The following is a 25,136-nucleotide window of genomic DNA, read 5'->3' as shown; positions in this document are numbered from 1 at the left end:
GGTCTGCGCTGCGCGCGCAGCAGCCTGCCCTGCTGCTGGAGCAGTCCGAGGCTCAGTGGCTGGACGCCAAGAGCATGCCGTACGAGCTGCGTAACCCAAGCGCCGTGGACGAACTCGCCGAGGACGTCTGTGTCTTCGCCAACGGTGGCGGCGGTGTCCTTGTCATGGGGATCGCCACGCGACGGGAGGGCGACGCCGAGATCCTCGACCGGATCATCGCGGTCGAGCGCACCAGCGTCGACCGCGACCAGATACGCAAGCTGCTCCGCGAGCACATCACCCCCCTCCCCCGCGGGGTCGGCGTGGAGTGGTCCGACGACCGGCAGGGCTCCCGGGTGCTGTACATCGACATCCCCCCTCAGGAGAAGGACTGCCTGTTCGTCGTAGCGGCGGGTGTCGTGCCGAGCCCGGTGCTACCTGGCTGGCCCGGCGTGGTTCCTTCGTCCGAGCCGGTCGGCGACGAACGCGGCGAGCGTCTCTTGGGACGGGTGCCCCCAGCCGATGCAGAACGGGTGTCCGGCCGGGTCGGCGTACACCTGATGGCCTTCGTCGCTGTCCAGGTCAGGAGCCGGCTGGAGCAGGCGGGCGCCGAGGGAGATTGCCTCTTCGTGCGCGGCTCGGGGGTCATCGACGTGGAGGTCGAGATGCACTTGTTGAGGGACGCCGTGTGGCCACTCGGGAGGAACGTGGTTCGGCGCCAGCTGTACGCCGATCCGCCACTCCCCATCGGCATCGACAACGCTGTGCCATGCCTCATCCTCAAAGACGTAGCCGCCGAAGATCCCAGCCCAGAACGAGCTTTCGGCAGTCAGGTCGGCTGCGTCGAACACGATCACGTTACGCACCAGCTTCATGACGCCGAGGCTACGAAATGCCGCCGACCGGGTGCCCGGACATCGACCAATTCCGTGCGATAGCCGCTGTTCACGGATGAGATGATCTTGGTGTGGCTGGTGTGATCGCGGCGTCGGAACCGTCTTGGACAGCCCCGTTCACCGGGCTGAGCGCGCGCGCCTTCACGAAGCTGGTGACGCAGCTGCGGCGTGAGGGTGTCGACGCCCCGGGCAAAGGGCGACCGTGGAAGCTCGCCCTCCTGCCGCGCAAGCGGTTCGCGCAGGACGCGGTGCTGATCGTGGATGGCACCCTGGTGCCCACCCGCGACCACAACTGGCCGAGCAGTCCAAAAACTACCGGTACTCCACCAACCACCAGGTGGTCATCGACGCCGACACCCGCCTGGTGGTCGTGGTCGGCCGACCGCTGCCGGGCGACCGCAATGACTGCCGGGCCTGGAGTGAGTCCGGCGCCAAAGCCGCGGTTGGCAAGACCACGACGATCGCCGACGGCGGCTATCCGGGCACCGGGCTGGTGATGCCGCACCGCCGCCGCACCGGCGAGGAATTGTCCGACTGGCAACAGGCCCACAACAAATCCCATAAGCAGGTCCGCGCCCGCGTCGAGCACGTCTTCGCCCGCATGAAGACCTACAAGATCCTGCGCGACTGCCGGCTCCGCGGCGACGGCGCGCACCATGCGATGCGCGGCATCGCCCGCCTCCACAACCTCACCCTCGCCGGATAGGCGAGCCCGCCCGGGGTCGAGCACGTCCCGGCCAGCCGAAAGGTCATTTACGGGACAGCCCTCAGCCAGATTCGGTCGCTCAGCTGTCAACGCTCGGTGGGAGGTCTGTGTTGGCTCCTGAGATGACGACGGTGGCACCGTCCGGGAAGTGTTCTGGGTGGGCGAGCAGTGCGGCGAGAGCGGTGGCTCCGCCGGGTTCGGCCACGATGCGTAGCCGCTGCCACAGGAGTGCGCGGGCGGCGGCGATGTCCTCGTCTGCGACGGTGAGGGTCTTCATGCCGAGGGAGAGGCCGACGGCGGTGGCGATGCGGCCCGCCCGGCGGGCACCCAGGCTGTCCACGGCGATCCCGCCGACTTCGACGTCCACCGGTTCTCCTGCCTCCAGCGCCGCTGTGAGCGAGGGCGCGGAGGACGGTTCGGCTGCGATCACGCGGTTGCGTCCATCCAGCGCCAGGGCGATTCCTGCGTACAGTCCTCCTCCACCGCACCCGACCAGGACGGGCTGTCCCTCCGGTACCTGCTCGGCGAGCTCCAGGCCGAGCGTGCCCTGCCCTGCCACCGTCTGCGGGGCGTCGAAGGCGTCGATGTGGAAGGCGCCCTCGTGCCGGGCATGGTCCTGGCTGGCCGCGAGTGCATCGGCGTAGAAGCCGTCGATGCGGCGCAGGCGTGCGCCGAGCGATTCGATGATGTCGGTCTTGGCCTTGGGTGAAAAGTCGGGCACGAACACGGTGGCGGGCAGGCCCGCTTCGCGCGCCGCCCAGGCCACGGCGGCCCCGTGGTTGCCGCCCGACGCGCAGCAGACGCCAGCAGCCGGTGCGCCGCCTTCCGCGGCGCGCAGGAGGGCGAGGGTGTTGGATGCGCCGCGGACTTTGAAGGAGCCGGTGTGCTGGAGGAATTCCAGCTTCAGGGTCACGGGGACGGGCACGTCCAACTCCCCGGCCGCCACCTGTAGCACGGGTGTGCGGCGCACTACGGTGCGGATCCGTCTGGCCGCACCCGCGATGTCGTTCAGGGAGGGGATGGTGACGGGCTGTGCGTTCATGGGCGGTGTCCAAGCGGGCCGGAAGGCTTCGGAGAGGGGATGGAAGTGTCGGTCGTGTCCTCAGGCGCGGCACGTGATCAGGTGGACTCGCTGGGCAGATCGTCCGAGAGGCATACGCTGGGGCCGTCGCTGGTCTGTACGGCGCGGCGGCTTGTGGTGTCCACGTGGAGGCGGAAGATGTCGGGGCGCGCGTAGTGGCCGACCGGGTCGAAGTCGTAGCGAGCGCGTGGGATCTGCCCCATGTCAAGGTCCGCGGTCAGGAGAACCTCCTGATCCAGGACCGGCCCGGCCAGCACGTCGCCCAGCGGGCCGATGATGCTGCTGCCACCCCGGGAGATGAGGTGCTCCGGGTCGTCGCCGTACGGCGTAGGGTGGTCCAAGGGGAAGTCCTTCGTGCGCAGGCACTGGTTCGCCGCCAGCACGAAGCATCTGCCTTCCATGGCGATATGGCGCATGGTCGCGTGGTGGCTTTCCCTGCTGTCCGCCGTCGGCGCACAGTACAGTTCAATGCCTTGCGCATACATGGCCATCCGCGTCGCGGGCATGAGGTTTTCCCAGCAGATCACGGCCCCGAGTCGGCCGATCTTCGTAGGGTGCACCTCAAGGGTGGAGCCGTCGCCGAACCCCCAGATCATCCGCTCGGCGCCGGTAGGCATGAGCTTGCGCCGCGTCCCGAGGAAGGCTCCGGTGTCGGAGAAGAACAGGACCGTGCAGTAGAGCGTGCCGTATTCCCGTTCGACGACGCCGATGACCAGGTGTGTGCGGGCATCGGCCGCCAGTTCGCCCAGGCGGTCCGTGACAGGGCCGGGCACCTCCACGGCGCCGTTCCAATACCGGGCGAACTCGTCTCGTCCGGCAGTGGTCCGGTCGCCCACCACTCCCCCGAACGCTGATCCCTTGGGGTACCCGCCGATGAATGCCTCAGGGAACACCACGAGATCCAGGTTCCGTTCGGCTGCCTCGGACAGCCACCGTTGCACCACACGCAACGTGGCCACCGGATCGAACGGAACCGGGGCGGCCTGCACTACGCCTGCCCGAACGACTCTCGCCTGGCCGGGACCTGCGCCCGGGCTGTTGTAAGTGCTGTCGTCACTGGTCATGCCACATGCCCCCTTGGCTATGAGAATGCCGATAATGATGCGGGTAGGGAAGCCGCGACCCATTCATTGCGGTCACGGAGGTATGCGCCGAAGGCTGCAGCCCCGGCACGTCGACGCGCGCCCCATGATCAATCTCGCCGATACTCACGGTTCTATTGGTCCTCGACGGCGGTATTCAGCTGAGTGCGCCGCCGCTGACGAGCAGTTGCTGTCCGCTGATCCAGCGGGACAGCTTGCCGGTGAAGAATTCGACGGCGTCGGCGACGTCGTCGACCGTTCCCATGCGTGAGCCGAGGGGGCTGGCGTTCTGTACGAGCTGGCGGAGCGGGTCGTCGGGCTTGCTTTCGGTGAAGTAGCCCGCGCCGTCCGTCGCAGTCGGGATGACCGCATTGACGGTGACGCCGCGTTCGCCGATTTCCTGGGCGAGCACTGAGACGAGGATGGTCGGGGGCAGCTTGCTCGACGTGTAGAGACCGAAGCCGGCCGTCGGGCGGAGCGTGGAGCTGGAGCCGATGTAGACGATCGAGCCGCCACTGTCGACCATGCCTCCTGCCTTCTGCAGCGTGAAGAACGCGCCTTTGGCGTTGACGTTGAACATGCGGTCGTAGTCAGCTTCCGTGACGTCCAGAACAGGGCCGCCCGTCTCGTCGATGCCCGCATTGGCCACGACGATGTCAAGGCCGCCGAACCGGCTGCGCGCCGTGTCGAGGAGCGCCTCGATCTCGTCCGGCTTCGACACGTCGGCGCGGACGGCGACGGCGCGGGAGCCCGCGGTCTCGATCTCGGCCACCGTTGCGGCGGCCCCCGACGCGTCCCGCGAGTAGTTGACCACGACGCTCGCGCCGAGCCGTCCCAGTCGAACGGCGACGGCTCGGCCGATCCCACGGCTGGCGCCGGTGACGACCGCTACCTTTCCCGACAGGTCAGTCATCTCTGAGCTCCTTCTCGGTGTACTGCGACTGTTGGTGGATGAGGCTGGCACCGGGCATGTCGCCGGTGGCCGGCATGCGATGCCGTCCGCCGGGAGGCTTTGCCGTGTCCCGGCGGGTGATCAGCCCTGGAGGGCTTGGCGCAGCGCTGCGGTGCGTTCGCGCTTCCTCACGCTCGACGGCGCCTGGGGGGCCACGGCGTCTCAGCCGTGGCAGGCGCCCGGATAGACATGAAGCTCGGTCGGCACACCGGCTCGCAGCAGGCGTGTCGCATAGGCGATGTCCTCGTCGCGGAAGACGTCGAATTCACCGACCTGGACCAGGGTCGGCGGAAGACCGGCGAGGTCGCCGGCGCGGGCGGGCGCGGCGTACGGCTCCACGTCCGGGGCTGTTCATGGTCGGGTGTGCCGCCTTTCTTGAAGGTGGCGGTGTGGGGGCCGTAAGGGCCGCCCCGCAGTACCCGGACCGGGGGCCGGGTACTGCGGGGTCTGCGCGTCGCGGATCCCGCTGGGGTTGCTGGACGGCCCTTACGGGAGTGACGGCTCGGCGCCGAGAGTGTGGGCGCCGACAGGGGTGCTGAGCTGCCCTGGTCAGGCGCCGGCGCCGCCGTCAACCGGGACGATCGCGCCGGTCACGTACGAGGCGCGGTCGCTGAGCAGCCAGGCGGCTGCCTCGGCGATCTCCCGGGGCTCGCCCATCCGGCCCATCGGGATCTTTGCGCTCATCCCTTCGATGAGGCCGGGAGTGGCCGCTTCCCACTCGTCGATCATTTCGGTGGCGGTGCCGCCGGGGGTAATGCCGTTGACCCGGATGTTGGCGGGGGCCAGGTCGACCGCGGCGGTCTCGGTGAGGCTGTTGAGCGCGCGCTTCATGGCCCCGTAGGCGGGCAGGCCGGGGTTGGAGCGGCGGCTGCCGATGCTGGAGGTGTTGACAATGGCCCCGCCGCCGGTGCGGCGCATGAGGGCGATCTCGGCGTTCATGGCGGTCCAGTGAGCGCGGAAGTTCACGGTGAACTGCTCGTCGATGTCCTTGTCGCTGGTGGCGTCGACCGGGCCGGGCTGCTGGATGACCGCGCCGTTGTTGAAGGCGCCGTCAAGACGTCCGTGCAGCTCCTCGACGCGGTCCACCGCGGCGCGGATGCTCGCGCTGTCGGCGAGGTCCAGGGTGACGGCGTCGGCGGTGCCGCCCTCGGCGCGGATCTCCTTCACGAGACTCTCCAGGGCGCCGGTGCTGCGGGCGGCGAGCACGACGGCGGCGCCCTCGGAGGCGAAGAGCCGGGCCGCCGCCGCCCCGATGCCGCGGCTGGCGCCGGTGATGAAGACGACCTTGCCGGTGAGCAGGCCGACGGGTGCACTGTGGGTGGTGTTCGTGTGGTTCGTCATGCCAAACAGCGTCAGGCCGCACCCGGACCGGATACAGGCACAGGCTGTACCAGGATCCGCCGCCGCTGTCGCGCGCACACTGGGCGTATGGACAAACAGGAACTCGGCGCGTTCCTCCGCAGCCGCCGCGAGCGGCTCCGCCCGCAGGACGTCGGCCTCCCCACCGGACCGCGCCGGCGCACACCAGGCCTGCGCCGTGAGGAAGTGGCGGTCCTCGCGCACATCTCCACCGAGTACTACATCCGCCTTGAGCAGGGCAGGGCGCCACGCCCCTCAGGCGACGTCCTGGCCGCGATCACCGGCGCGCTGCGGCTCACCGACGCCGAGTCCGACCACCTCCACACCCTCGCGGGCACCGCGCCCAACCGGACCGGACTGCACCGGCGCGACGTCCGCCCCAGCGTCCTCGCGCTCCTTCAGCGGCTGCCGCAGACAGCCGGCTTCGTGATGTCCGCCGCCTGCGAGGTCCTCGCCTGGAACGACCTCGCGGCCGCGCTCATGGAGGACTTCGCCCCGCTCGCCCCCGAGGACCGCAACCTCGCCCGCCGGGCCTTCCCCGGGCCGCAGCCCGCCGATGCGACGCTGTACGGGATCTCCGACGCCGCCGACTTCCGCCTGAGCGTCGTGATGCAGCTCCACGCCACCCTCGCCCGCTACCCCACCGATCCCGCGGTGACCGGCCTCGTCGACGAACTCCGCGACACCAGCCCCGACTTCGCCCGGCTGTGGGAACGCCACGACGTCCAGGCCGCGCCGATGCTCACCAAGACCTTCCGCCACCCGGCCGTCGGGGAGGTCACCGTCGACTGCGACACGCTCACCCTCACCGACCGCGACCAGTACCTCGTGCTCTTCACCGCACCGCCGGGATCCCCCGGCGCCGAGGCCCTCGCCCTGCTGAACGTCCTGGGAGCACAGGCCAGTCACTACCTGCCGTAGCACCACAGCCAGCCACCACGAGCAGACCCAGTGTCTGGGTGAGGACCTCGCGCGAGATGCCGCCGATGAGGTCGACGAGAGTCCAGTTGTCCGGCTGACGTGACCGCTTCAGGAACAGGCACTCGGAGGGCGTTTTCCTGCGATTACTAGAGTAATGTGGCGAATTCTGTTGAGTGTCTGGGGCGTTGGGTGCGGTACGCGCGTCGCATGTGACGGGTGGAGCGAGATCCTGACCGTTGCGCTCCCTCTGCTCCCGTTTCGTCGCGAAGTGCGCTGCTTGGCTCCGGATGCCCCGGCCGTCGGGCCCTCGCGCCCTGACCGGCGGGCCGGGCCGGGGCTATGCCGGAAACATGAGCGCACGCCGCCGCTACCCCAGCGACCTCTCCGAAGCCCGGTGGGCGCTGGTCGAGTAGCTGTTGACGAACTGGCGTGAGGAAATCATCCGCCGCGGTCTCAACATCGGCCACCCGCCCCGCCACGACCTTCGCGACCTCCTGGACGCGGTGCTCTATGTGGCCCGCACCGGCATCCCGTGGCGCTACCTGCCGCACGACTACCCGCACTGGAACACGGTCTACCACTACTTCGGCCGCTGGGAGAGGGACGGCATCTTCGAGCAACTCAAGGCCCTGCTGCCGCGCCGGGTGCGCGAGGACGAGGGCCGCACCCCGGAGCCGACCGCGATGGTGATCGACGCGCAGAGCATCAAGACCTCCACCAACGTCCCCGTTGTCGGCCAGGGCGTCGATGCCGCCAAGAAGATCGTGGGCCGCAAGCGCAACGTCGTGATCGACACGACCGGACTGCTGCTGACCGTGCTGGTCACCGCCGCGAGCGTTCAGGACTCTACGGCCGGCGAGACCCTCCTCGACCGGATCGCCGCGACCCACCCCACCATCCGTAAGGGCCGGGCGGACCGCGGCCATCGCGAGTACCTCGTCGACCACGCCGCCCGCCTCGGCATCGATCTTGAAATCGTGCGCCGCGAACCGGGCGCCCGCGGCTTCACGGTTCTCCCGCGCAGATGGGCAGTGGAAAGAACGCTCGGCTGGCTCATGCACCACCGCCGCCTGGCCCGCGACTACGAGACCCTCCCGGCCCGCTCCACCGCCATGATCTACCTTGCGATGATCGCCCTGATGGCGCGCCGCCTCACCAGAGAATCCACTCCAACCTGGCGAGGGCTCTGACACCTCGTCAAAACGGCATCTCGGGACGAAACAGTGGGAGAAAACGCCCTCTCAGCCGAGTGCGAGGTTGTAGGCCACAGTGCCGGGCACGAACCGGCCCTCGATGTAGGGGAATTGCCCGTCGGGCAGGTCGTAGACGGCCTTGGCCGGGCCGGGCAGTGGCCGCTGCGACAGGGCGGTGTCCCAGGTCGTGACCGGGGTCCTCCAGCGAGCCAAGGTCAGGCCGCTCGGCAGCGTGGCGTAGCGGTCGGCGTGGAAGTCGACGGGAGCGCCGCGCTTGTCGAGGAACACCCGTGCTGTCACGGACCGCGCCGCATCGGTGAGTGTCACGTCGAACGCGCGGTCGTCGACCGCTGCCCAGGATGCGGCAGGGCTGAGGAGCATCGACGGTGCAAGCAGGACGGCGTCGTTGAGGTAGGTGATCAGCTCGCTGTGGTCGAACTCCTCGCCCTTGCCGTCGGCTACGGGGACGAGGTTCATCAGCTTGACGAGCATCCGCCCGTGTCCCTGGACGTATGTGTCCCGGCCGACGACCGGTACCAGGTGGGCGAGGCGGATCCGCAGGACGAAGACGCGGGCGATCTCGACGGCGGAGTTGTACTGCCATGCCTCCGCTGCTGCCCAGCCGGCGTCGGGCCGCATGCGGAAACGGCCGACGAAGCGGGCTCGGAACGACCAGTCGCGGGGCCTGCCCACGACGCCCATGAACCGCATGTAGCGTTGCACGGCGTCCGGCAGCCCGGCCAGGTCGGCATCGGTCACCACACCTTCAAAGTGACCGGACCGCAGGCCGGCGGCGGCGACGTTCTCCACCAGCCGGTCGTAGAGGCGGTCCTTCGGCCGGAGCGGGTTCTCGCCCCGATTGCCCCGGCCCGCTCCTGCGCGGGTGTTGATCATCGGCCCCGGCTCTCTGGCGCGATGCCGCCGTGCGCGGCACCACCTCCATGCGACGCCTTGACAGACCCGGCGGACCAATGCCGTGTGTCCCCGCCTCTGGGGACCGGTGGTCCCTACGTGCCGCCTGCCCGCCACACGGGGCGATGGGCTGGTGCAGTTGAGGGCGTTGGCTTCCCAACGGGTGTGTGATCCCATTGGCGGCCGGGAACTTCATCTACATTGCGTCTGCGGACCTGATCCCCGAATTGGCTCGCGTGCGACCCTCACGGCCCGGTTGCAGCCGAGACGGCTTGCTCAGAAGAGATCCTCGCCGGGTAGGTCGGCGGCCTGGCGGATCCAGCTCGCAATGAGCTCCTCGTCGAGCTTCTCAGCCTCATGGATGTCGAGGTAGCGCACGCGCTCATGCTTGGAGTCGCCCGGGGGGGAGTGGATCCAATGATGAGCCGTTAGAAGCCGTATCTCAACCGAACGTGATCCCGTGATTTCTGCTGGTCAGGCATGGATTCGCCCGAGTTGAGGGAGTCATGCCGACGTCTTGTGTCCGCTTCATGGTCGAGGGGTGCGCGGTGGCGTCGGTGCTGGGAATGCTGGAGGAGCGGGAGGCGGCTGCCCGCGGACGGGTGGAGGATCTGCCACGGTCGGCGAGCGGCTCGACTCCCACCTCGTTGCCGTCGACCCCCATGGGGACAGGGCGTACGCGGACGGGGCATTCATCAAGACGGCCGATGCCGGGTGGGTGACCGAGGCGAATGCAGTGATCTCGCGGCAGAAGGGCGTCTATGTTCCGCCTGCCTGGTGCGAGTTCTGGCGACCGAAGCGAGCCAACGCGAAGGCCGGCACCGGCAAGGCGGCAGTCGCCGGTGTGGGCGGCAGCTCGGCCGCGAGCTTCTACGCCAGCAACCTCTTCACGAAGAGCTGGCCGGGTGTCCTCGCGACCAATCTGCAGAGTGTCTTCGGAGATGGCGGAACCGGCTTGGGCTATTGGGCCAATACCGCCTCTCCTGGTGCCGCTGGCAGTGACGCCTACTTCATGTCCGATGCAGGTCACTCTTACGTCGCGGGAGTAATCAAATCGCTCCTCGCGAGTTGACGAGGTACCCCTAAAAATGACTACTGGAGGGGCCGCGGGAAGTGGCCCCTCCCTGGAGCAGGCGGCGTCAGTAGCCCAGTTTCCACAGCTGGTGTCCAGTGCCGTCGCATTGACCACCGGTCACGGTGTAGGGGTTATACCCCTCTATGCATTTGAGCGACCAGAGGTTGACGAACCGAACCTTGTCCCAGCTCGACCCCTCAGCACGGAATTGCTGATACACGCTGGTTGTGCTGCACGGTACGTGCCCTGTACCACCGTTTGCTTCATTGGTTATGCACGTGTTGGCTCCTACGTTCTTCAGCGTGACTATGTCATAGGAACCGTGACCGATGTAGATCGGCTGCCAGATCTGGTAACGATCCCCCGAATTGCAGTCGTCCTGGTGGATCCATCCGTCACTGAGGCTCATGCACTTCCCGGTTTCCCAGTTGCGCAGCGTGTTCTCCCCGACGTAAGCGGACGCGGGGGGCGTGCTCATCAGCGAAAACACCAGGGACAGCGCGGCCACGAGAACCGCCCCCCATCCGCGACGAGCGAAACGCCTGCGGACCGAAGCCCGGGTGGAAGCCTGCGCGTTACCCGCGGCATCCTCCTTCAACTCTTCCGTGTTCACCATGACTGACTCCTCTTCGCCTTTTCCTCGCGGCGGCATGCACTCGCCACCCAGAGACCCTCGATGGCTCAACAACTACCCTTCAGTGCACAGCCACCGCCCTTGTGCTCACTGTCCACCCATAGCTAAGCAGCCACTTCTTGCCGATTTGTTGTCGCGGCGATGTCGGCAAGCTGCCGCCTCATACAACAGAGGGAGAATTGCATCGAATTGTGAGTAACTATGGCAAACCCTCAGATGCCACAGGTTATTGCGGTGGCCAAGTCGCAGGTCGGCTACAACTTCGGCTATGCCGAAGGCGGTTGGACGAACATAACCAAGTACGCCGCCGAAGTGTCCGGTCTCGGCTGGGCACAAGGCCAATCCTGGTGCGCTACGTTCACGAGCTGGGTAGCCATGCGGGCTGGCGTCGCCAACCTCTTCCCGCGAACCGCCGACTGCTCGGCGGCTGTTACCTGGTTCAGCAGCGCCGGCCGCTGGTCCTGGTATCCCGCCGTGGGTGCTCAGGTGATGTACGGCACCAGCGGCCAGGACCACACGGGAATCGTCTACGCTTACGACGCCACTTACATCTGGACCATCGAAGCCAACACGAACGACAACGGGTCGAGCGAGGACGACGGAGTCTATTTCCGTAAGAAGCCGTATCTCAACCGATCTTGGAATGTGTGGATCGAACGGAGTTCCTGGTCGGGTGATCTTCCAGCGGTACGCGCATGAAGGCAGGGCCTCCTGGTAGCTCGGGGGTGAGACCCTATTCCGAGCGGTTCCCGGAGGCCCTGTTGTCGTTGTTGTACGCGCCCGAGCCCGTCGACTTCAACTCGGCTGCTCCATCGTGTGATTGCCTCGCGCACGTGTACGGCAACGCGGCCGATCACCCCGATCGGGTTCGCCGGTATCCGTCGGACATGACGGACCCGGAGTGGGCGGCCGTCCGGCCGTTGTTGCCGGTACCGGCCTGGCTTCAGGGGCGGGGCGGACGGCCCGAGGGTTACTGTCACCGGCAACTGCTGGACGCGGTCCGCTACCTGGTCGCGGGCGGGATCTCCTGGCGGGCGATGCCCGCGGACTTCCCCGGCTGGGGCCGTGTCTATGTCTTCTGTGCGCCGTGCGGCGCTTCGTTGTATCCCCGACTCACTCGGGAGGAACTTGGAGGAATGTTTCTGGGTCGCCTGACTTACCTGGAGGCGAAAGCCGAAGGGGACAATAGCATGTCAGGAAAGCGGTGGCCGTCTGGAGGTATCCAGGGCGGAGCTCCGCAAGACCCGCGCGATATGGCCAAGGCTGGATTGCTTGAAGCCCAATCTCCAGCGGCAAAAATAGAAACTCACCGGAACGATACCTGAAACCGGTGCCCTTTCCTTGCCGGGCTCTGAAGAACGGGTTCGGACGGCAACCTCGAAGGAGAGGGGCGTCGCCCAATGAGGGCGGTCAAGGAGATGAGTGGGCGGCCTACGTCGTGCTCGATACGTACAGCGAAGACGTACCACGGGATCGCCTACGAGGCGCGAGCCCTACGGCGACGGAGTGCCCATAGTAGTCGCCGGAGTTACGACCGGCCGTGAAGTCCGGGAAAGCCGGAGTGAGGGCGAAGGGGCACAGGTGAACTCGACGTCCAGTAAGGGGAGGTATGCGCAATGCAGAGCGCCGAAACGGTGCTGGACGTCATCCGGGAACGCGGCAGGCGAAGCCTGCCGTTGGAAAGGATCTACCGGCAACTGTTCAACCCGCAGCTCTTTCTGATGGCCTACGGGCGGATCTACCGGAATTCCGGTGCGATGACGCCTGGGGTCACCGGGGAGACCGTGGACGGCATGTCACGGGTGAAGATTGACACGATCATCGGCACACTGCGGTCGGAGTCGTATCGATGGACGCCCGTCAAGCGGGTCTATATCGACAAGAAAGGCGGTGCGAAGAAGAAGCGCCCGCTTGGCCTGCCGACGTGGTCGGACAAACTGGTCGCCGAGGTCGTACGTCTGTTATTGGAGGCGTACTACGACGTCCAATTCTCCGATCGCTCTCATGGGTTCCGCCCCAAGAGGGGCTGTCACACCGCGTTGCAGGACGTGGTGAAGTACTGGACCGGAACGCGCTGGTTCATCGAGGGAGACATCTCCGACTGCTTCGGCAGCCTGGACCACGAGGTCATGCTCACGATCATCGGGGAGAAGATCCACGATGGCCGGTTCCTGCGGCTGATCCGGGCCATGCTCAGGGCCGGATACTTGGAAGACTGGCGGTGGAACGCCACGCTGAGTGGGGCTCCCCAAGGCGGTGTGGCATCGCCCGTCCTATCCAACATCTATCTCGACAGGCTCGATCAGTTCATTGAGCAGAAGCTGCTGCCGGAATACAACCGCGGCATCATCCCGAGTACCATCGGCTCGACAGCCGGATGTACTGGGCGAAGCGGCGCGGAGATCGCGCCGCAGTACGGCAACTCCGGCTCCAAATGCGGAGCCTGCCGAGCAAAGACCCTTATGATCCAGGCTTTCGGCGCCTACGGTATGTCAGGTATGCCGACGACTGGCTGCTCGGTTTCGCTGGGCCCAAGCACGAAGCCGAGGAAATCAAGGCGCGGATCACGGAATTCCTGCTGAATGAACTCCGGTTGGAACTCTCCGAATCCAAGACCCTGGTCACGCACGCCACCAGCCAGGCGGCGCGCTTCCTCGGCTATGAGGTGAGAGCCCACCGATGCGACACGAAGCTCACGGGACCACGACGCTCAGTCAACGGTGCCATCGGGCTTTCGTGCCACGTGAGGTAATCAGGCAGCGTTGTGCCTCCTACATGGGTGGCGGTAAACCGAAACTCCGTGGTGTGCTTCTCCACGACAGCGATTTTTCAATCGTGGCGACATACCAAGCCGAGTACCGGGGACTCGTGCAGTACTACCTTCTCGCCCAGGACGTCGCCCGCCTGAACCGCCTGCAATGGGTGATGGAGACGTCCATGCTCAAGACACTGGCATCGAAGCACAGATCGACCGTCACAAAGATGGCCCGCAAGTACAAGGCGACCATCGACACCCCGGACGGCCCTCGAAAATGCTTTGAAGTCATCGTCGAGCGCGAAGGTGAGAAGAAGGCACTGGTTGCCCGCTTCGGCGGCATCCCGCTCAAACGGCAGCGCACAGCGGTAATGGCCGACCGAGAGCCGTTGAAACCCAACAACATCAGCACCACCGAGTTGGTGAAGCGGCTCCTCGCGGACTGCTGCGAGATGTGCGGATCAACGAGCCGGATTGAGGTCCATCACATCCGGAAACTCGCCGATCTCAAGCAACAGGGCCGAGCCGAGCGCCCCGCGTGGGTGAAGTTGATGGCAATGAGACGACGCAAGACCCTGGTCGTCTGCCGGCCTTGCCACGAGGACATCCACGCGGGACGAGCGACCTCATCCACCCGGAAAAGATCACTGGAGAGCGGTGTGCTGGGAAACTAGCCCGCACCGTTCGGGAAGGGGCCGTCGGAAAAGGACCCGGGCCACGGGCACCTCGTCGGCGGCCTACTTCACTCCGCCGCTGGCGCGACCACGGGCTGATCACCGAGTTCCACGACCGGCTGCGCGGACAGGTCCGTGAACGCGAAGGCCGCGAGGCCGAGCCCACGGCGGGAATCAACGACGCGCAGTCGGTGCGGGCCGCCGCGACAGTGCAGGCCGCCTCACGCGGCTACGACGGCGGGAAGAAGGTGCCGGGCCGCAAACGGCACATCCACCCTCGGTCTGCTCCTGGTCGTCGCGGTCACCGCCGCGAACATCGGCGACCGGGACGCCGCGGCGGGCCTGCTGACCCGGCTGCACCGCCTGCACCGCGACATCACCCTCGTCTGGGCTGACGGCGGCTACACCGGCGCCCTCGTCGGCTGGTGCCGGGACAAGCTCGCCCTGGCCTTGGAGATCGTCAAGCGCACCGACGACATGGAGGGGTTCGTGGTGCTGCCGAGGCGGTGGGCGGCAGAGCGCACGTTCGCATGGCTGATGAACTCCCGCCGTCTGGCCCGGGACTACGAGACCCTGCCCGCCACCAGCGAGGCGATGATCCGGTGGTCGATGGTCACGCGGATGAGCCGGCGTCTGGCACAGGCCGCCGACCTGCGCTGAACGCCCCCGACGCCTCCAGGAGGAGCCACCCGCGCTCCGCCAGGCGCCGGGCTTTCGACCGCAACCCCTCGACCTTCGCCGGCGTCGCCCCAAGGCCCAGCTCCACCGCGATCTCCTTGGCCCGAAGAGGCCCTTGCCCCATGGATCGCTGCTGTTCCACCACGCCCAGAATCCGCTGATAGTCCTCCGCCAGAACCGTCACCGGCAGCCCTTCCCGCCAGGGCGGCATCGGCGAGCCCGGCACCGGCACGAGCGACAGCGTCGCTTCCTCCTCCGCCTCGGTCCCGGCCACAGCAGTGGACTCCGCCGCAGAGACTGCCAGGGCCTCGACCAGTTCCTCCCGCGCGATCACCCGCTGGTCCAACTTGATCTCCGCAGCCCGCTCGACCAGCGTCTTCACCGGCCCGTCCGCGCACAGCACCGCGTCGGTGAGCTCGAAGAGCGCATCCGCGTGGGCGTAGAGGCATTCGTAGAACTCGACCCGAAAGCGGGACAACACGTCCAACGCCTCGCCTGCGGGCGCGTCGACAGACAGACTCACCACAGCGGTCGTTCTCTTGCACTTCGTGACTCGACATCTCGAAGCGTGGACAACGGCCGCCTCCGCTGTCTCGGAAAGAACCGCAGATCAGCAAGTCGAGTGACCTGCGACGTTAAACGCCAAGCTGAGGGGCTGCGGGAGCGCAAGAAGCGGCCGTTGCGGCAGCAGCTGTCCGACACGGCCACCGAGATGTTCATGGAACGGGGCTTCGACGCCGTGCGCGTCTCCGAGATCGCCGAAGCCTGCGGGATGTCGGAGAAGACCGTGTTCAACTACTGCCCCACCAAGGAGTCCCTCGTCCTGGACCTGGGCGAGGCCACGTTGGGCTCTCTGCGGACCACACTGGCCGATCCGGATCTCTCGCCGGTCGAGGCCGTGCTGAAGATCTTGTCCGGCGAGCTGGCGGCCATCACATCCTGGCTGACCGAACAGGACGACCTCGCCCAGGCGAAGAACATGCTTCTGCGCTTCGGCATGCTGATCAGATCCACTCCGTCGCTGCGGGCATATCAGCGCGACATGGCTGACCAGCAGGTCGCCGTAGCCGCCCTGCTCGCCCTGTGGCCCATCCAGTTCCAGGCGCTACGCAGGCACCTGAACCGCGTCCAGGCCCCCGAGCAGCTGCACGAGGTGGTTGGCGCCGACGTCCGACGCGCAGCCCACCTCATCGACACGGGACTGGCCTCGCTCGCCCACGTCCGGCGCAGCAAGTGAAATCGCCCTGGAGCGGCGCCCGACGCCGCGCCCCAGGTGAGCGGCGGTGCAGCTCGGCTCACACCGCAACGAGTTTCTCGAAGAAGAACTCGTGCTTGAGGAACGACGTCTCGTGCTCCGCCCCCGGATACGGCGGGATGAGCTGGGCGGCCTGGATGAGGCGCCAGCCGTCCTGCAGTGCGGCGACGGCGCTCTCGTACGGCGGCTCGTCGCTGTCGCCGGTGGTGGGGCGGGTGGCGCCGGTGCCGTCGTAGCGGGCCCATCCGACGACCGGGGAGTCGAGCGCGGATGTGCCCAGGTACAGGACGAGGACCTGCTGCCGCACGGTGTTCGAACTGGTCATGCGTTGCTCCTCTGCGCGGGCCGGTTGGCGATCCGGGTGGCCCAGTACTCGATGTCGAAGTCGGGGTCGGCGGACAGGAAGCGCCAGAGCTTGATCCGGTTGTGGATCTCCAGGCGGCCGGTGGCCGGTTCGTACCAGGGGAAGGTGCGCCCCAACTCCTCGCGCACAGCCGGGTCGTACAGGTCCGCGGTGTCCCAGAGCCGCACCTGTGGCACGGTCGGGTTGAAACGGATCTTGTACATGTGGCGGACGGTGTCGCTGTCGTTGCGCCGTCCGCCGTGCCAGATGCCGTGGTGGAGCAGGATGACGGTGCCCGCCGGGCAGGTCAGGCGGGTCTGGCCGCGCAGGTTCTGGTAGCGGCCGGTGTCGGACTCGTTGGTACGGCGCAGATGACTGCCGGGGACGATGAGCGTGCCGCCCATGTCCGCGGTGACCTCCTGCGGGTAGTACATGAGCTGCACGTCGAAGGCGTCGGTGCGGACGTCGATGAGGGCGTCTGCGTGCAGTGGTTGCGCGCCGCCCTGGCGCGGTTCGCGGGTGTGCACGTAGTGGTGGTCGACGGTCGGATCCGCACCCAGCAGGCTCTCCAACGCGCCCGCGACGGCGGGGAGTTCGACGAGCCGTCGAGTGAAGGAGCCCTCAGGGAACGCCTTCGGCACAGGAGTGCCGTACGGCACGGAGGGCAGCCCCGCGGCGAAGACGCCGAGCGCCTCCTCGTTGAGCTCCCGGGGCACGACACCGTCCAGGCGCAGGAAACCCTGGGCCACGAACCGCGCCACCTGGGCAGAACTCAGCAGTTGTCGTGTGGTTGGCATACGGCAACCGTAGGAAGAGGCAGGCCCGAAGTAGTGGGCTGCAATCGGCGTCCACTGGTAATTTTCCGCCATGACGGATTCCGTGGAGCTGACCCTCGACCTGCCTCCCCAGGTGGCGAACGCGGGCGTGGGTGTCCACGGGTACGCCGGCCCCCACGACGTGTTCCGGCTGCCGCGGCTGTGGCAGCTCCATCTGTACGGCTACTCCGGCACCCTGGAGTTCGGCGGCTTCCGGCATCCGATCCGCCCCGGGCACGTGAGCCTCGTACCGCCTGACACAGAGGTGCACTTCCACTACGACACCACACCGAGCGAGCACCTGTACGCGCACTTCCGGCTGCCGGGCGAGGGCGAGCGGCGCCGCGTTCCGGTGATGCAGGACGCAGGTCCGGACGCCGCGGTGCTCCGCGGGCTGCTGCGGCAGACGGTCGCGGCCGGCACGCAGTCCCCGGCGCGGGCCGCCGCGGAGCTCTGGACCGTGCTGTGGCGCATGACCGGCCTGGCCGGTGCCTCCGGGAGCGGCGAGGAGTCCCGGCATCCTGCGCTGCGGACGGCCATGGCCCACATCGAAGAGCACCTGGCCGCGCCGCTGGGCGTTCCGGACATCGCCCGTGCCGCCGGGATCTCGCACACGCAGCTCACGCGGTTGTTCCGTAAGCACACCGGGCTCACGGTCGTCGGCTACATCCGGCGCCGCCGCATGGAACGTGCCCGGCACCTCCTGATCGCCTCGACGCTCGCCATCCCGGCGATCGCCGCGACCGTCGGCATCCCCGACCTTCAGGCGTTCAACAAGACCTGCCACAGGGAACTGAGCGCCTCACCGCGAGCTGTCAGAAGGTCAGCACTCAGTTGACGTGCTCCCTGGCCTAAAGTCCAGGGTTTCCGGCCTGGGTCGGTTGACCCTTCCGGGGGCTTCCTGCTTCACCGCGCTGTGCCGGGACTTTCGTCCTGGTCTTACCGGCGCTCCACGAGGCGTTTAGCGTCTCCGCCCGTCCGGCGGCGACGATTCGGCGTCCTTCGAAGAGGACGTTGCGGGCTGCGTTGTGGTCGCGGTCGTGCACCGTGCCGCACTCGCCGCACGTCCACTCGCGGACGTGCAGGGGCTTGGGTCCGTCCCGGAATCCGCAGGCCGAGCAGGCCTGTGAGGACGGGAAAGCGCGGTCCACCTTGGCGAAGGTGCGGCCATGCCGGACCGCCTTGTACTCCAGCATGCCGACGAACGCGGACCATCCCGCGTCGTGCACGGACTTGGCGAGCCGGGTACGCCCCAGCCCGGACACCGCGAGGTCCTCCACGAACACCGCTTGGCTGTCGCGGATGATCTGTGTGGATGCCTTGTGGTGGAAGTCCCGGCGTCGGTCGGCCACCCTGACGTGCTGGCGTGCGACCTTGATACGGGCCTTGGCCCGGTTCTTCGATCCCTTCGCCTTGCGGGACAGTTCCCGCTGCAGGCGCCTGAGCTTCTTCTCGGCCCGGCGCAGGAAGCGGGGGCTGTCGATCTTCCGGCCGTCGGACAGGACGGCGAAGGCGGACAGGCCGAGGTCGATGCCGGTGTCCGCCTCCACGCCGGGGAGGATGTCCGGCTCAGTGTCCACGACGAAGCTGAGGAAGTACCGGCCGCAGCTGTCCTTGGTGACGGTCAGGGACGTGGGTGCGGCCGGCAGCCGGCGGGACCACTTGACCTTGAGGTTGCCGATCTTGGCCACGTACACCGTGCCGTTGTCCTGGAGGGAGAAGGCGTTGGCGTTGAGGCGGATCGACTGCCGGGTGTCCTTCTTCGACTTGTACCGGGGAGGACCGGCCCTGCGGCCCTGCCGTCTGCCCCTGAGGCTGTCGAAGAAGTTCTTGTAGGCGGTATCGAGGTCCCGCAGGGACTGCTGCAGGACGACCGCCGACACGTCGGCGAGCCAGGCACGCTCATCGGTGCGCTTGGCCTGGGTGAGACGCACCCGGGACAGCTCCGCCGATGTCACATACGCCAGCCCCGCCGCGTGCGCTTCCCTGCGGTCGCGCAGGCAGTCGTTCCACACCACGCGAGCGCACCCGAACGCCTGCGCCAGCGCACGGCGCTGGGAGGTGTCCGGGTAGGCGTCGGGTAGCCGGGATGCATTACTGCATCCCGGCCCCCTCAGAACCGTGCGTGCACCTCTCAATGCACACGGCTCAAGCTCGCCCCATGGGCCAGCGCAGTTTCACTTGGTCTGCACGTCATCTTTGGCATGGAGCTGTCGATGGCATGCGGAGTGCACGAGACGGAGGTTGGTTCGATTGTCGGAGCCGCCGTCTCGCCGGTAGACGAAGTGATGCTTGTGGAGCATCTTCTTCGAGGCCGCGAACCAATTGATCCACTCACGTGGACTGTCCGGCTCGTACTCGGCCCCGGCAATGAGCGCCTGATTGCAGAGCGGGCACAGCCCCCTCTGCTTGTATGCCAAGGACAGACTCACCTTGTCCATCGGCGGTGGCGCCTTCTTGCGGCGGCGTCCTTGCCAGTATCCGGCCAGGGCAGGGTCGTCGGGAGACGCCGCACCCTTCACCTGTACATGGCGGACAATCTTCGTCCAGCCGAACTTGGGGAGATAGGCACCGCTGACACGGTCGCCGAACACCCACTTGTCGTTTCTGGACTCGTTGAACCTGCCGAAATATCTGTGGGCTACCCAGACCCTCGACTTCCTCGGGTGGCTCCTTCTCGCCCATTCCCAGAGCAGCCCCCACACGTAGTGGTCGAGGCTTGAGAATGTTTGAGAGGAAACCGCCTTCCGGTAGTACGCCGACCATCCACGGATGATGGGCGTTAGCGCCCTCAGCATTCCTGCCGCGTTGGAGCCGTACAGCCCCTTCACTTCGGTGCGTAGGGTTTCCCGGAGTCTCTTGACAGCATCAGCACTTGGCTTGATGAGTAGCTTTCCGTCGTAGCGGCGGATGTTGAAACCGAGGAAGTCGAACCCGTCCTCCATGTGGACGATTCGGGTCTTTCCTTCGTTGAACCGAAGTCCTCTCGGCTCCAGCCACTCTGCCAACCGTTCCTTGATCTCTTCTGCTTCGGACTTGCTGTGGCACATGACCACAAAGTCATCCGCATAACGGATCAGGATCGGGGTCCTAGGGGCAGCCTTCGGCTCGTATGTCTTCGCCTCGGCTCCCCAGTACCGACACCCTGCTGCCTCTTCCATCCCATGAAGTGCCACGTTCATCAGCAGCGGACTGATCACACCGCCTTGTGGAGTTCCCTCCTCAGTTGGCGTCAAGCGGCCCTCTTCGACCACACCGGCCCTCAGCCACGCACGGATGAGACTCCGGCCGGGGAATCCCCCGACGGCGTTCATCAGGCGAGGATGGTCGATGCGGTCGAATGCCGCCGACAGATCAGCATCGAGAACCCAGAGGCGCTTGGCGTTCTTGCGTGCCGTTGCCCCGAAGATGGCCTCGATCGCGTCGTGGCACCCTCTCCCCGGACGGAAACCATACGACCGGGGTTCGAAACGGGCTTCCCACTCGGGTTCCAGCGCATTCTTGACACGGGCCTGCATGGCCCGGTCTCGAATCGTCGGAATACCGAGCGGGCGTTGCTTCCCGTTACTCTTCGGGATGTACACCCGCCTGACCGGCAAGGCTCGCCAGGGTTTCTCGACCCGCTGGACCTCTGTCGCGAGATTCCAACGAGCCTCGGGCGTTACCGCCTTCTTCCTGTCGACGCCGGCCGTCTTGCGGCCAGTACTCAGCTGAGACACTCGCCTCACGCTTACCAGCGTGTTGGAGTAGCTCCGCAGCATGAGTTTTTGAAGATTTCTGACCTTGGGCCAGTCCTCTTCCTGCGCGGCCTTGAAGATCCGCTGTCTCAGTCGCCGTACTTCCCCCTCGTATTGGCTCCAGTCGATCTGGTGCCACAGCGTGGAGGCGTCCTCGGGTCCGTTCGCCGGGCTGAGCGGCAGAGCAGACACGTCCACCGTCCTCCCGGTGTCTAACTTGCCCCTCGGTTCGGGCTTCTTCTCAGTTCACTTCAAAGGCTTACCCGGTTCACGTCTGCTCCCTTTCGGGCCGGGGAAAGCCCCGTATCCGGCAGGTTATACGGGCGCGTTCGCCCGATTTCCCTCTCCCTTTCGGGGACCGGCATTCGCTTCTTGAACCATCCTGTCCGGCTGAGGGGTTCCGCTTTCCTTGCGGTCGGCCTACCAGATCCCTCTGGACCTCATCCGGGTTTCCACGTTCCGCACCGTCAAGATGCGTCCGGGGAGGGTGCCCCCTATTGCCCCGTGGCCAGCGGTGTTCGCGAACCTCGGGTCCGAACCCTCGGCTCCGCTCGACGTCTCTCAACGTCCGGGCCATGACCGCCACTCGTGCACGGCATCGTGCGGGCTACAGTGACGAGGCTTTGACAGGGGTTCACTTTCGTTCACCCTTCCGGACTGTCCCTCGGCCTGTGACGTCAGATGCCTTGACGTTCTTGGGCCTTGAGCGTTCAGCTTCACACCCCGCCGTTGCCAGCGACGCATGTGAGCGTGGGACCAGACCTCAGAACACTGGTCTGGGATAACCCCGTTGAGGCGGTGTTGTCCACTTGAACGGTGCGACCTCGTGTCGCACACGGAAGCTGTACCGAAGCTGCATGACAACCACCGTACATACGTGAGTTATGGGCGAGATGCATAAGATCAGAACTGGTCGGCACTGTATTTTCGTGATGCATGTTCACTTGGTCTTCGTGACCACGTTCCGGCACAGAGTGTTCACCGATACTCATCGGACGCGCATGGAGGAGATCATGCGGTCGGTGTGTGCGGACGTCGAGTGCGAACTGGTGGAGTTCAACGACGAGGACCACCACGTCCACCTCCTGGTGAACTTCCCGCCCAAGGTCGCCGTCACCAAGCTCGTCAACTCCCTCAAGGGCGTCTCTTCCCGCCGTCTGCGCCAGGAATTCCCCGACCTGGTGCGGCACTAGGGCGCGTATCGGGTCGTGATCAATGAGCATCGCAGCTTGCGGGGCGGGTGCCCGTCTGGGGTACGGGCCCCGGCGGTCTGCGGCTGCGCCGTGCGGGCGCGAGTGACCGGAAGCAATGCCGGAGGCAGGCAGCGGGGTCCGGGGACCCCGGCTGCGTGCCCGCTGGGGCAGCGTGTCAGACCATGGCGAGCCGGTCCACCAGCAGCTCCACCCTGCGCTCGGTGTCCTCCGGCGGGAGCCGTCGCGCCCGGGTCAGGGTGGCCAGTCCGTGCAGGGCCGCCCAGAACACCTCGGTGAACAGTCCCGGGTGGACGCCGTCCCCGGCGACCTCGCCGAGGCTTTCCAGCAGGGCGGCGAAGGCGTCCTTCAGAGGCTCCGGGGTGTCCTCGTTCGCGAAGGCCAGGCCGCCGTCGAGCTGGAACAGGGCGTCGTAGACCGCCGGGTTGCGCTCGGCGAAGTCGAGGTAGGTGCGGGCGAGGGCGGTGACCCGGGTGCGGGGGCCGTCCGCGGCGGAGGTCGCGGCCCGCAGCGCCGCGGCCATCTCGGTGGCGCCTTCGAGGGCGACGGCGCCGATGATCTCGCGTTTGCCGCGGAAGTGGCTGTAGAGGACGGGCTGGCTGTATTCGATGCGCTCGGCGAGCCGGCGGGTGGTGACCGCGTCCCAGCCCTGCTGCTCGGCGAGTTCGCGGGCTGTCGCCACGATGAGGCGTTCGCGCTCCGCCCGTTCGCGCTGCTTGCGTTCCTGTACCGACATGACTTGATCCTAGCATCGCTAGACAATCGAGCGGCAGTAGTACTAGCGTTGCCTCGCCATCTAGCGACACTAGATTTCAGGAGGGGTAGTCATGCTCAACGCACTTGAGGTCTTCACCACCGTGGTCGTCGGCCTGATGGTGGGGGTGGAATTCTCCGTCGCCTTCGTCATGAACCCGATCCTCAACGCCCTCCCCGAGGACAGTGGCCAACTCGGCCACGCCCACGGGGGCCGGATGCTCGGCGCCCTGATGCCGTTCTGGTACATCGGCTCGCTCGTCCTGAGCGCGCTCTGGGCCATCGCCGGATGGCATCACCACGGCGCCGGCCTGGTCGTCATCGCCGCCGCGCTGCTGATCCTCAGCGTGATCATGTCGCTCCTGCTGCTCGTCCCGATCAACAACCGGAACAAGACGTGGACCCCCGAGAACCGGCCCGAGGACTGGAAGGAGCAGATGAACCGCTGGCTCCGCTTCCACTACGTCCGCGTCGCCGTCATCATCGCCGCCTTCACCCTGCTCGTCGCCGCCCTCGCCTGAGCCCGCGGGCCGACACCACGCTGGCGGCGCACAATCCCCACGCCCCGGGCGGCAGCGGGCCACCGAAATCCCGACATCCGGGAATGCGACTGCCGCTGAGAGCCCGCCACTGCGATCCCGACAAGCTACGCCCTTCGGTGACCTGCGCGGCTCTTGGCTCTGGTTCGGGTGAGGTCTTTGATCCAGATCACCGAGGCACGCAGGTGAAACCCGGCGAGGCAGCTTTCCGGGGTCTTGTCGAAGCGGGTCGCGATGCCCCGCCACGCCTTGAGCTTGTTGATCAGGCGCTCGACGGTGTTCCTCTCCTTGTAGAGCTCGGCGTCGTGGTCGACGGGGCGTCCCCCTTTGCGGCCCTTCGTCTTCCGGTCGGCGGCCTGGTCCCGTTTCTCCGGGATGACGGCCTTGATGCCGCGCCTGCGCAGGTGGGCGCGGTTGCCGCGGGACGAGTACGCCTTGTCCCCGGCGACCGCGTCCGGGCGGGTGCGAGGCCGCCCCACTGGGCCGCGGACCCGGATCTTCCCCAGCACCGGGATGAACTGTGGGCTGTCGGCCGCCTGTCCCGCGGTCAAGACGAACGCCAACGGCCGGCACTTGCGGTCGGCGGCGAGATGGACCTTTGACGTCTGCCCGCCCCGTGAGCGCCCCAGCAGAGCGGCCTTCAGCCGGACCCTGCGCCGGCGCCGGGCGCGTCGCCGCTCGTCCCGCTCGGGATCGGCACCACCGTCCTGCCCGCTTCGTCCCTCGGGACCGCCCCCTTTGACCTGGCCTCCTCCTCTTCGGCGGCAGCCTTCTCCAAAGCGGCGAGCACGTCCTGGCTCGTGTGCATCCCGGCGGCATCGTGATGGGCCCGCACGGTGGTGGAGTCGATACTGACCAGCGACAGATCCACCTCACCCCGCTTCGCGGCCTCCGCGATCAGTCCCTCCAGCAGGGCCTCGAACACGCCGGCGTCACGCCACTGCCGGAAACGATTGGACACCGTCGCCCAGGCACCGAATTCCGGCGGCATCTCCCGCCACTGCCCGCCGGTCCTGAACCGCCAGACCACGCCCTCGAACTGCTGGCGCAACCGCTCGAGGTACGGGCCATACTCGCCGATCGGCAGGTACGGCTCGATGAACTCCCACTCCACATCGGTCAGCTGCGCACGCGTCACGCAAGACGATCTACCGGATCGAAGATCAGCACGAGGGGAGAACCCGCTCATTGATCACGACCCGATACGCGCCCTAGTGGCGCGCCAACAAGCTCTGGTCCGGTTCTTACTTCGCCGCAACCGTCGGCGGCGCCCCGCTCTCGGTGGTCAGGCAGTACATAGAACAGCAGAGCCGTCCCGTGTGAGCATCGCCGGGCTCCGCCGGGAACAGCCCTCGCGACGCTCCGTGCCACGGGTGGGGAACACCATCCGGCTCCGCCGGACAGGAACCTGCGACGCTCCGCGTCGCAACCATCAGATTCGCTTCACCACCGGGCCGAAGCCCGATGCACTGCGAAGGAATTCCGGTAGCGCAGGGTCTGCGTGGACAGCGACAGCCGGCACTGGTGGACAAGCTCGGTGTGGTCCCCGGCCGGGACCGTTTTTGTAGGCATACTTCACCAACCCG

At 66.9% G+C, this 25,136-nt stretch carries 21 protein-coding genes and 8 pseudogenes; 14 read left to right on the top strand and 15 right to left on the bottom strand.

Features of this window, described 5'->3' with window-relative positions; all coding sequences use genetic code 11:
- Nucleotides 1-8: 8 nt before the first annotated feature.
- A pseudogene (locus AC5DRG_RS50425) lies at nt 9-356 on the top strand (AlbA family DNA-binding domain-containing protein); the annotation flags it as partial.
- A gap of 57 nt (nt 357-413) precedes the next feature.
- Here the strand turns inward: AC5DRG_RS50425 and AC5DRG_RS50420 are convergent.
- The gene (locus AC5DRG_RS50420; RefSeq protein WP_097287586.1) at nt 414-854 is read right to left on the bottom strand and encodes a VOC family protein; all 441 of its coding nucleotides are present in this window, start codon (nt 852-854) and stop codon (nt 414-416) included.
- Between the two features lie 92 nt (nt 855-946).
- Here AC5DRG_RS50420 and AC5DRG_RS50415 point away from each other — a divergent pair.
- Nucleotides 947-1,581, top strand: a pseudogene (locus AC5DRG_RS50415) (transposase).
- Between the two features lie 79 nt (nt 1,582-1,660).
- Here the strand turns inward: AC5DRG_RS50415 and AC5DRG_RS50410 are convergent.
- The 5 genes from AC5DRG_RS50410 to AC5DRG_RS50390 all read right to left on the bottom strand — a co-directional run bounded on the left by AC5DRG_RS50410 (nt 1,661) and on the right by AC5DRG_RS50390 (nt 6,037).
- Nucleotides 1,661-2,623, bottom strand: coding sequence for a serine/threonine dehydratase (locus tag AC5DRG_RS50410; RefSeq protein ID WP_491807087.1), 963 nt, complete (start codon nt 2,621-2,623; stop codon nt 1,661-1,663).
- 77 nt (nt 2,624-2,700) lie between these two features.
- Nucleotides 2,701-3,726 (bottom strand): carbon-nitrogen hydrolase family protein, encoded by a 1,026-nt coding sequence (locus AC5DRG_RS50405; RefSeq protein WP_491807085.1) that lies wholly within the window; start codon nt 3,724-3,726, stop codon nt 2,701-2,703.
- Nucleotides 3,727-3,901: 175 nt separating this feature from the next.
- A complete protein-coding gene (locus tag AC5DRG_RS50400; protein ID WP_491807083.1) occupies nt 3,902-4,657 on the bottom strand; it encodes an SDR family oxidoreductase in 756 nt (251 codons plus the stop codon).
- 201 nt (nt 4,658-4,858) lie between these two features.
- The gene (locus AC5DRG_RS50395; protein ID WP_491807081.1) at nt 4,859-5,035 is read right to left on the bottom strand and encodes an alpha/beta hydrolase fold domain-containing protein; all 177 of its coding nucleotides are present in this window, start codon (nt 5,033-5,035) and stop codon (nt 4,859-4,861) included.
- A gap of 210 nt (nt 5,036-5,245) precedes the next feature.
- Entirely contained in the window at nt 5,246-6,037 is a 792-nt protein-coding gene (locus AC5DRG_RS50390; protein WP_491807079.1) for an SDR family NAD(P)-dependent oxidoreductase, read from the bottom strand.
- A gap of 87 nt (nt 6,038-6,124) precedes the next feature.
- Between AC5DRG_RS50390 and AC5DRG_RS50385 the strand changes: the two genes are divergently transcribed.
- Nucleotides 6,125-6,976, top strand: a complete 852-nt coding sequence (locus AC5DRG_RS50385; RefSeq protein WP_491807078.1) for a helix-turn-helix transcriptional regulator — start codon at nt 6,125-6,127, stop codon at nt 6,974-6,976.
- 350 nt (nt 6,977-7,326) lie between these two features.
- Nucleotides 7,327-8,166: pseudogene (locus AC5DRG_RS50380) on the top strand (IS5 family transposase).
- Between the two features lie 51 nt (nt 8,167-8,217).
- Here the strand turns inward: AC5DRG_RS50380 and AC5DRG_RS50375 are convergent.
- Nucleotides 8,218-9,063, bottom strand: a complete 846-nt coding sequence (locus AC5DRG_RS50375; protein WP_491807077.1) for a DUF6544 family protein — start codon at nt 9,061-9,063, stop codon at nt 8,218-8,220.
- A gap of 736 nt (nt 9,064-9,799) precedes the next feature.
- Here AC5DRG_RS50375 and AC5DRG_RS50370 point away from each other — a divergent pair.
- Entirely contained in the window at nt 9,800-10,153 is a 354-nt protein-coding gene (locus tag AC5DRG_RS50370) for a hypothetical protein (RefSeq protein WP_491807076.1), read from the top strand.
- Nucleotides 10,154-10,220: 67 nt separating this feature from the next.
- Here the strand turns inward: AC5DRG_RS50370 and AC5DRG_RS50365 are convergent, their stop codons facing one another.
- Entirely contained in the window at nt 10,221-10,772 is a 552-nt protein-coding gene (locus AC5DRG_RS50365; RefSeq protein ID WP_491807075.1) for an RICIN domain-containing protein, read from the bottom strand.
- A gap of 252 nt (nt 10,773-11,024) precedes the next feature.
- On the opposite strand from AC5DRG_RS50365, the gene AC5DRG_RS50360 reads away from it, so the two are divergent.
- The 4 genes and pseudogenes from AC5DRG_RS50360 to AC5DRG_RS50345 all read left to right on the top strand — a co-directional run bounded on the left by AC5DRG_RS50360 (nt 11,025) and on the right by AC5DRG_RS50345 (nt 14,879).
- Nucleotides 11,025-11,489 carry a CHAP domain-containing protein gene (locus tag AC5DRG_RS50360; protein ID WP_491807074.1) on the top strand — a complete coding sequence of 155 codons (465 nt, stop codon included), beginning with the start codon at nt 11,025-11,027 and terminating at the stop codon, nt 11,487-11,489.
- Nucleotides 11,486-12,115 (top strand): transposase, encoded by a 630-nt coding sequence (locus AC5DRG_RS50355; RefSeq protein ID WP_491807073.1) that lies wholly within the window; start codon nt 11,486-11,488, stop codon nt 12,113-12,115. The genes AC5DRG_RS50360 and AC5DRG_RS50355 overlap by 4 nt, the downstream gene beginning before the upstream one ends.
- 291 nt (nt 12,116-12,406) lie before the next feature.
- Nucleotides 12,407-14,219, top strand: a pseudogene (locus AC5DRG_RS50350) (reverse transcriptase/maturase family protein).
- Between the two features lie 135 nt (nt 14,220-14,354).
- Nucleotides 14,355-14,879 carry a transposase gene (locus AC5DRG_RS50345; protein WP_491807072.1) on the top strand — a complete coding sequence of 175 codons (525 nt, stop codon included), beginning with the start codon at nt 14,355-14,357 and terminating at the stop codon, nt 14,877-14,879.
- Here the strand turns inward: AC5DRG_RS50345 and AC5DRG_RS50340 are convergent.
- A pseudogene (locus AC5DRG_RS50340) lies at nt 14,833-15,267 on the bottom strand (hypothetical protein); the annotation flags it as partial. The gene AC5DRG_RS50345 and the pseudogene AC5DRG_RS50340 overlap by 47 nt on opposite strands.
- Before the next feature lie 309 nt (nt 15,268-15,576).
- Here AC5DRG_RS50340 and AC5DRG_RS50335 point away from each other — a divergent pair.
- Nucleotides 15,577-16,134, top strand: coding sequence for a TetR/AcrR family transcriptional regulator (locus AC5DRG_RS50335; protein WP_491807071.1), 558 nt, complete (start codon nt 15,577-15,579; stop codon nt 16,132-16,134).
- Between the two features lie 58 nt (nt 16,135-16,192).
- Here AC5DRG_RS50335 and AC5DRG_RS50330 read toward each other — a convergent pair whose 3' ends face one another.
- Complete coding sequence (locus AC5DRG_RS50330; protein WP_491807070.1) at nt 16,193-16,477, bottom strand: hypothetical protein; 285 nt, start codon at nt 16,475-16,477, stop codon at nt 16,193-16,195.
- Nucleotides 16,474-17,292, bottom strand: a complete 819-nt coding sequence (locus tag AC5DRG_RS50325) for a phytanoyl-CoA dioxygenase family protein (RefSeq protein ID WP_491807069.1) — start codon at nt 17,290-17,292, stop codon at nt 16,474-16,476. Before AC5DRG_RS50325 ends, AC5DRG_RS50330 begins: the two co-directional genes overlap by 4 nt.
- A 70-nt stretch (nt 17,293-17,362) precedes the next feature.
- Between AC5DRG_RS50325 and AC5DRG_RS50320 the strand changes: the two genes are divergently transcribed.
- Nucleotides 17,363-18,148: a helix-turn-helix domain-containing protein gene (locus tag AC5DRG_RS50320; RefSeq protein WP_491807068.1), complete on the top strand. Its 786-nt coding sequence runs from the start codon at nt 17,363-17,365 to the stop codon at nt 18,146-18,148.
- A 13-nt stretch (nt 18,149-18,161) separates the two neighbouring features.
- Here AC5DRG_RS50320 and AC5DRG_RS50315 read toward each other — a convergent pair whose 3' ends face one another.
- Nucleotides 18,162-19,427, bottom strand: coding sequence for an RNA-guided endonuclease InsQ/TnpB family protein (locus AC5DRG_RS50315; protein ID WP_491813384.1), 1,266 nt, complete (start codon nt 19,425-19,427; stop codon nt 18,162-18,164).
- A 60-nt stretch (nt 19,428-19,487) separates the two neighbouring features.
- Complete coding sequence (gene ltrA, locus AC5DRG_RS50310; RefSeq protein ID WP_491805665.1) at nt 19,488-21,239, bottom strand: group II intron reverse transcriptase/maturase; 1,752 nt, start codon at nt 21,237-21,239, stop codon at nt 19,488-19,490.
- Between the two features lie 692 nt (nt 21,240-21,931).
- Between ltrA and tnpA the strand changes: the two are divergent.
- Nucleotides 21,932-22,231, top strand: a pseudogene (gene tnpA, locus AC5DRG_RS50305) (IS200/IS605 family transposase); the annotation flags it as partial.
- Between the two features lie 184 nt (nt 22,232-22,415).
- Here the strand turns inward: tnpA and AC5DRG_RS50300 are convergent.
- The gene (locus tag AC5DRG_RS50300) at nt 22,416-22,994 is read right to left on the bottom strand and encodes a TetR/AcrR family transcriptional regulator (RefSeq protein WP_491807067.1); all 579 of its coding nucleotides are present in this window, start codon (nt 22,992-22,994) and stop codon (nt 22,416-22,418) included.
- 91 nt (nt 22,995-23,085) lie between these two features.
- On the opposite strand from AC5DRG_RS50300, the gene AC5DRG_RS50295 reads away from it, so the two are divergent.
- Nucleotides 23,086-23,532 (top strand): anthrone oxygenase family protein, encoded by a 447-nt coding sequence (locus AC5DRG_RS50295; RefSeq protein WP_491807066.1) that lies wholly within the window; start codon nt 23,086-23,088, stop codon nt 23,530-23,532.
- Between the two features lie 125 nt (nt 23,533-23,657).
- Here the strand turns inward: AC5DRG_RS50295 and AC5DRG_RS50290 are convergent.
- A pseudogene (locus AC5DRG_RS50290) lies at nt 23,658-24,688 on the bottom strand (IS5 family transposase).
- 92 nt (nt 24,689-24,780) lie between these two features.
- On the opposite strand from AC5DRG_RS50290, the pseudogene AC5DRG_RS50285 reads away from it, so the two are divergent.
- Nucleotides 24,781-24,873: pseudogene (locus AC5DRG_RS50285) on the top strand (transposase); the annotation flags it as partial.
- Between the last annotated feature and the right edge of the window lie 263 nt (nt 24,874-25,136).

Source organism: Streptomyces sp. JLBG701 (assembly GCF_058544905.1).
Note: the sequence above shows the minus strand (reverse complement) of the source record. Positions and strands in the feature narration are given on the sequence as shown.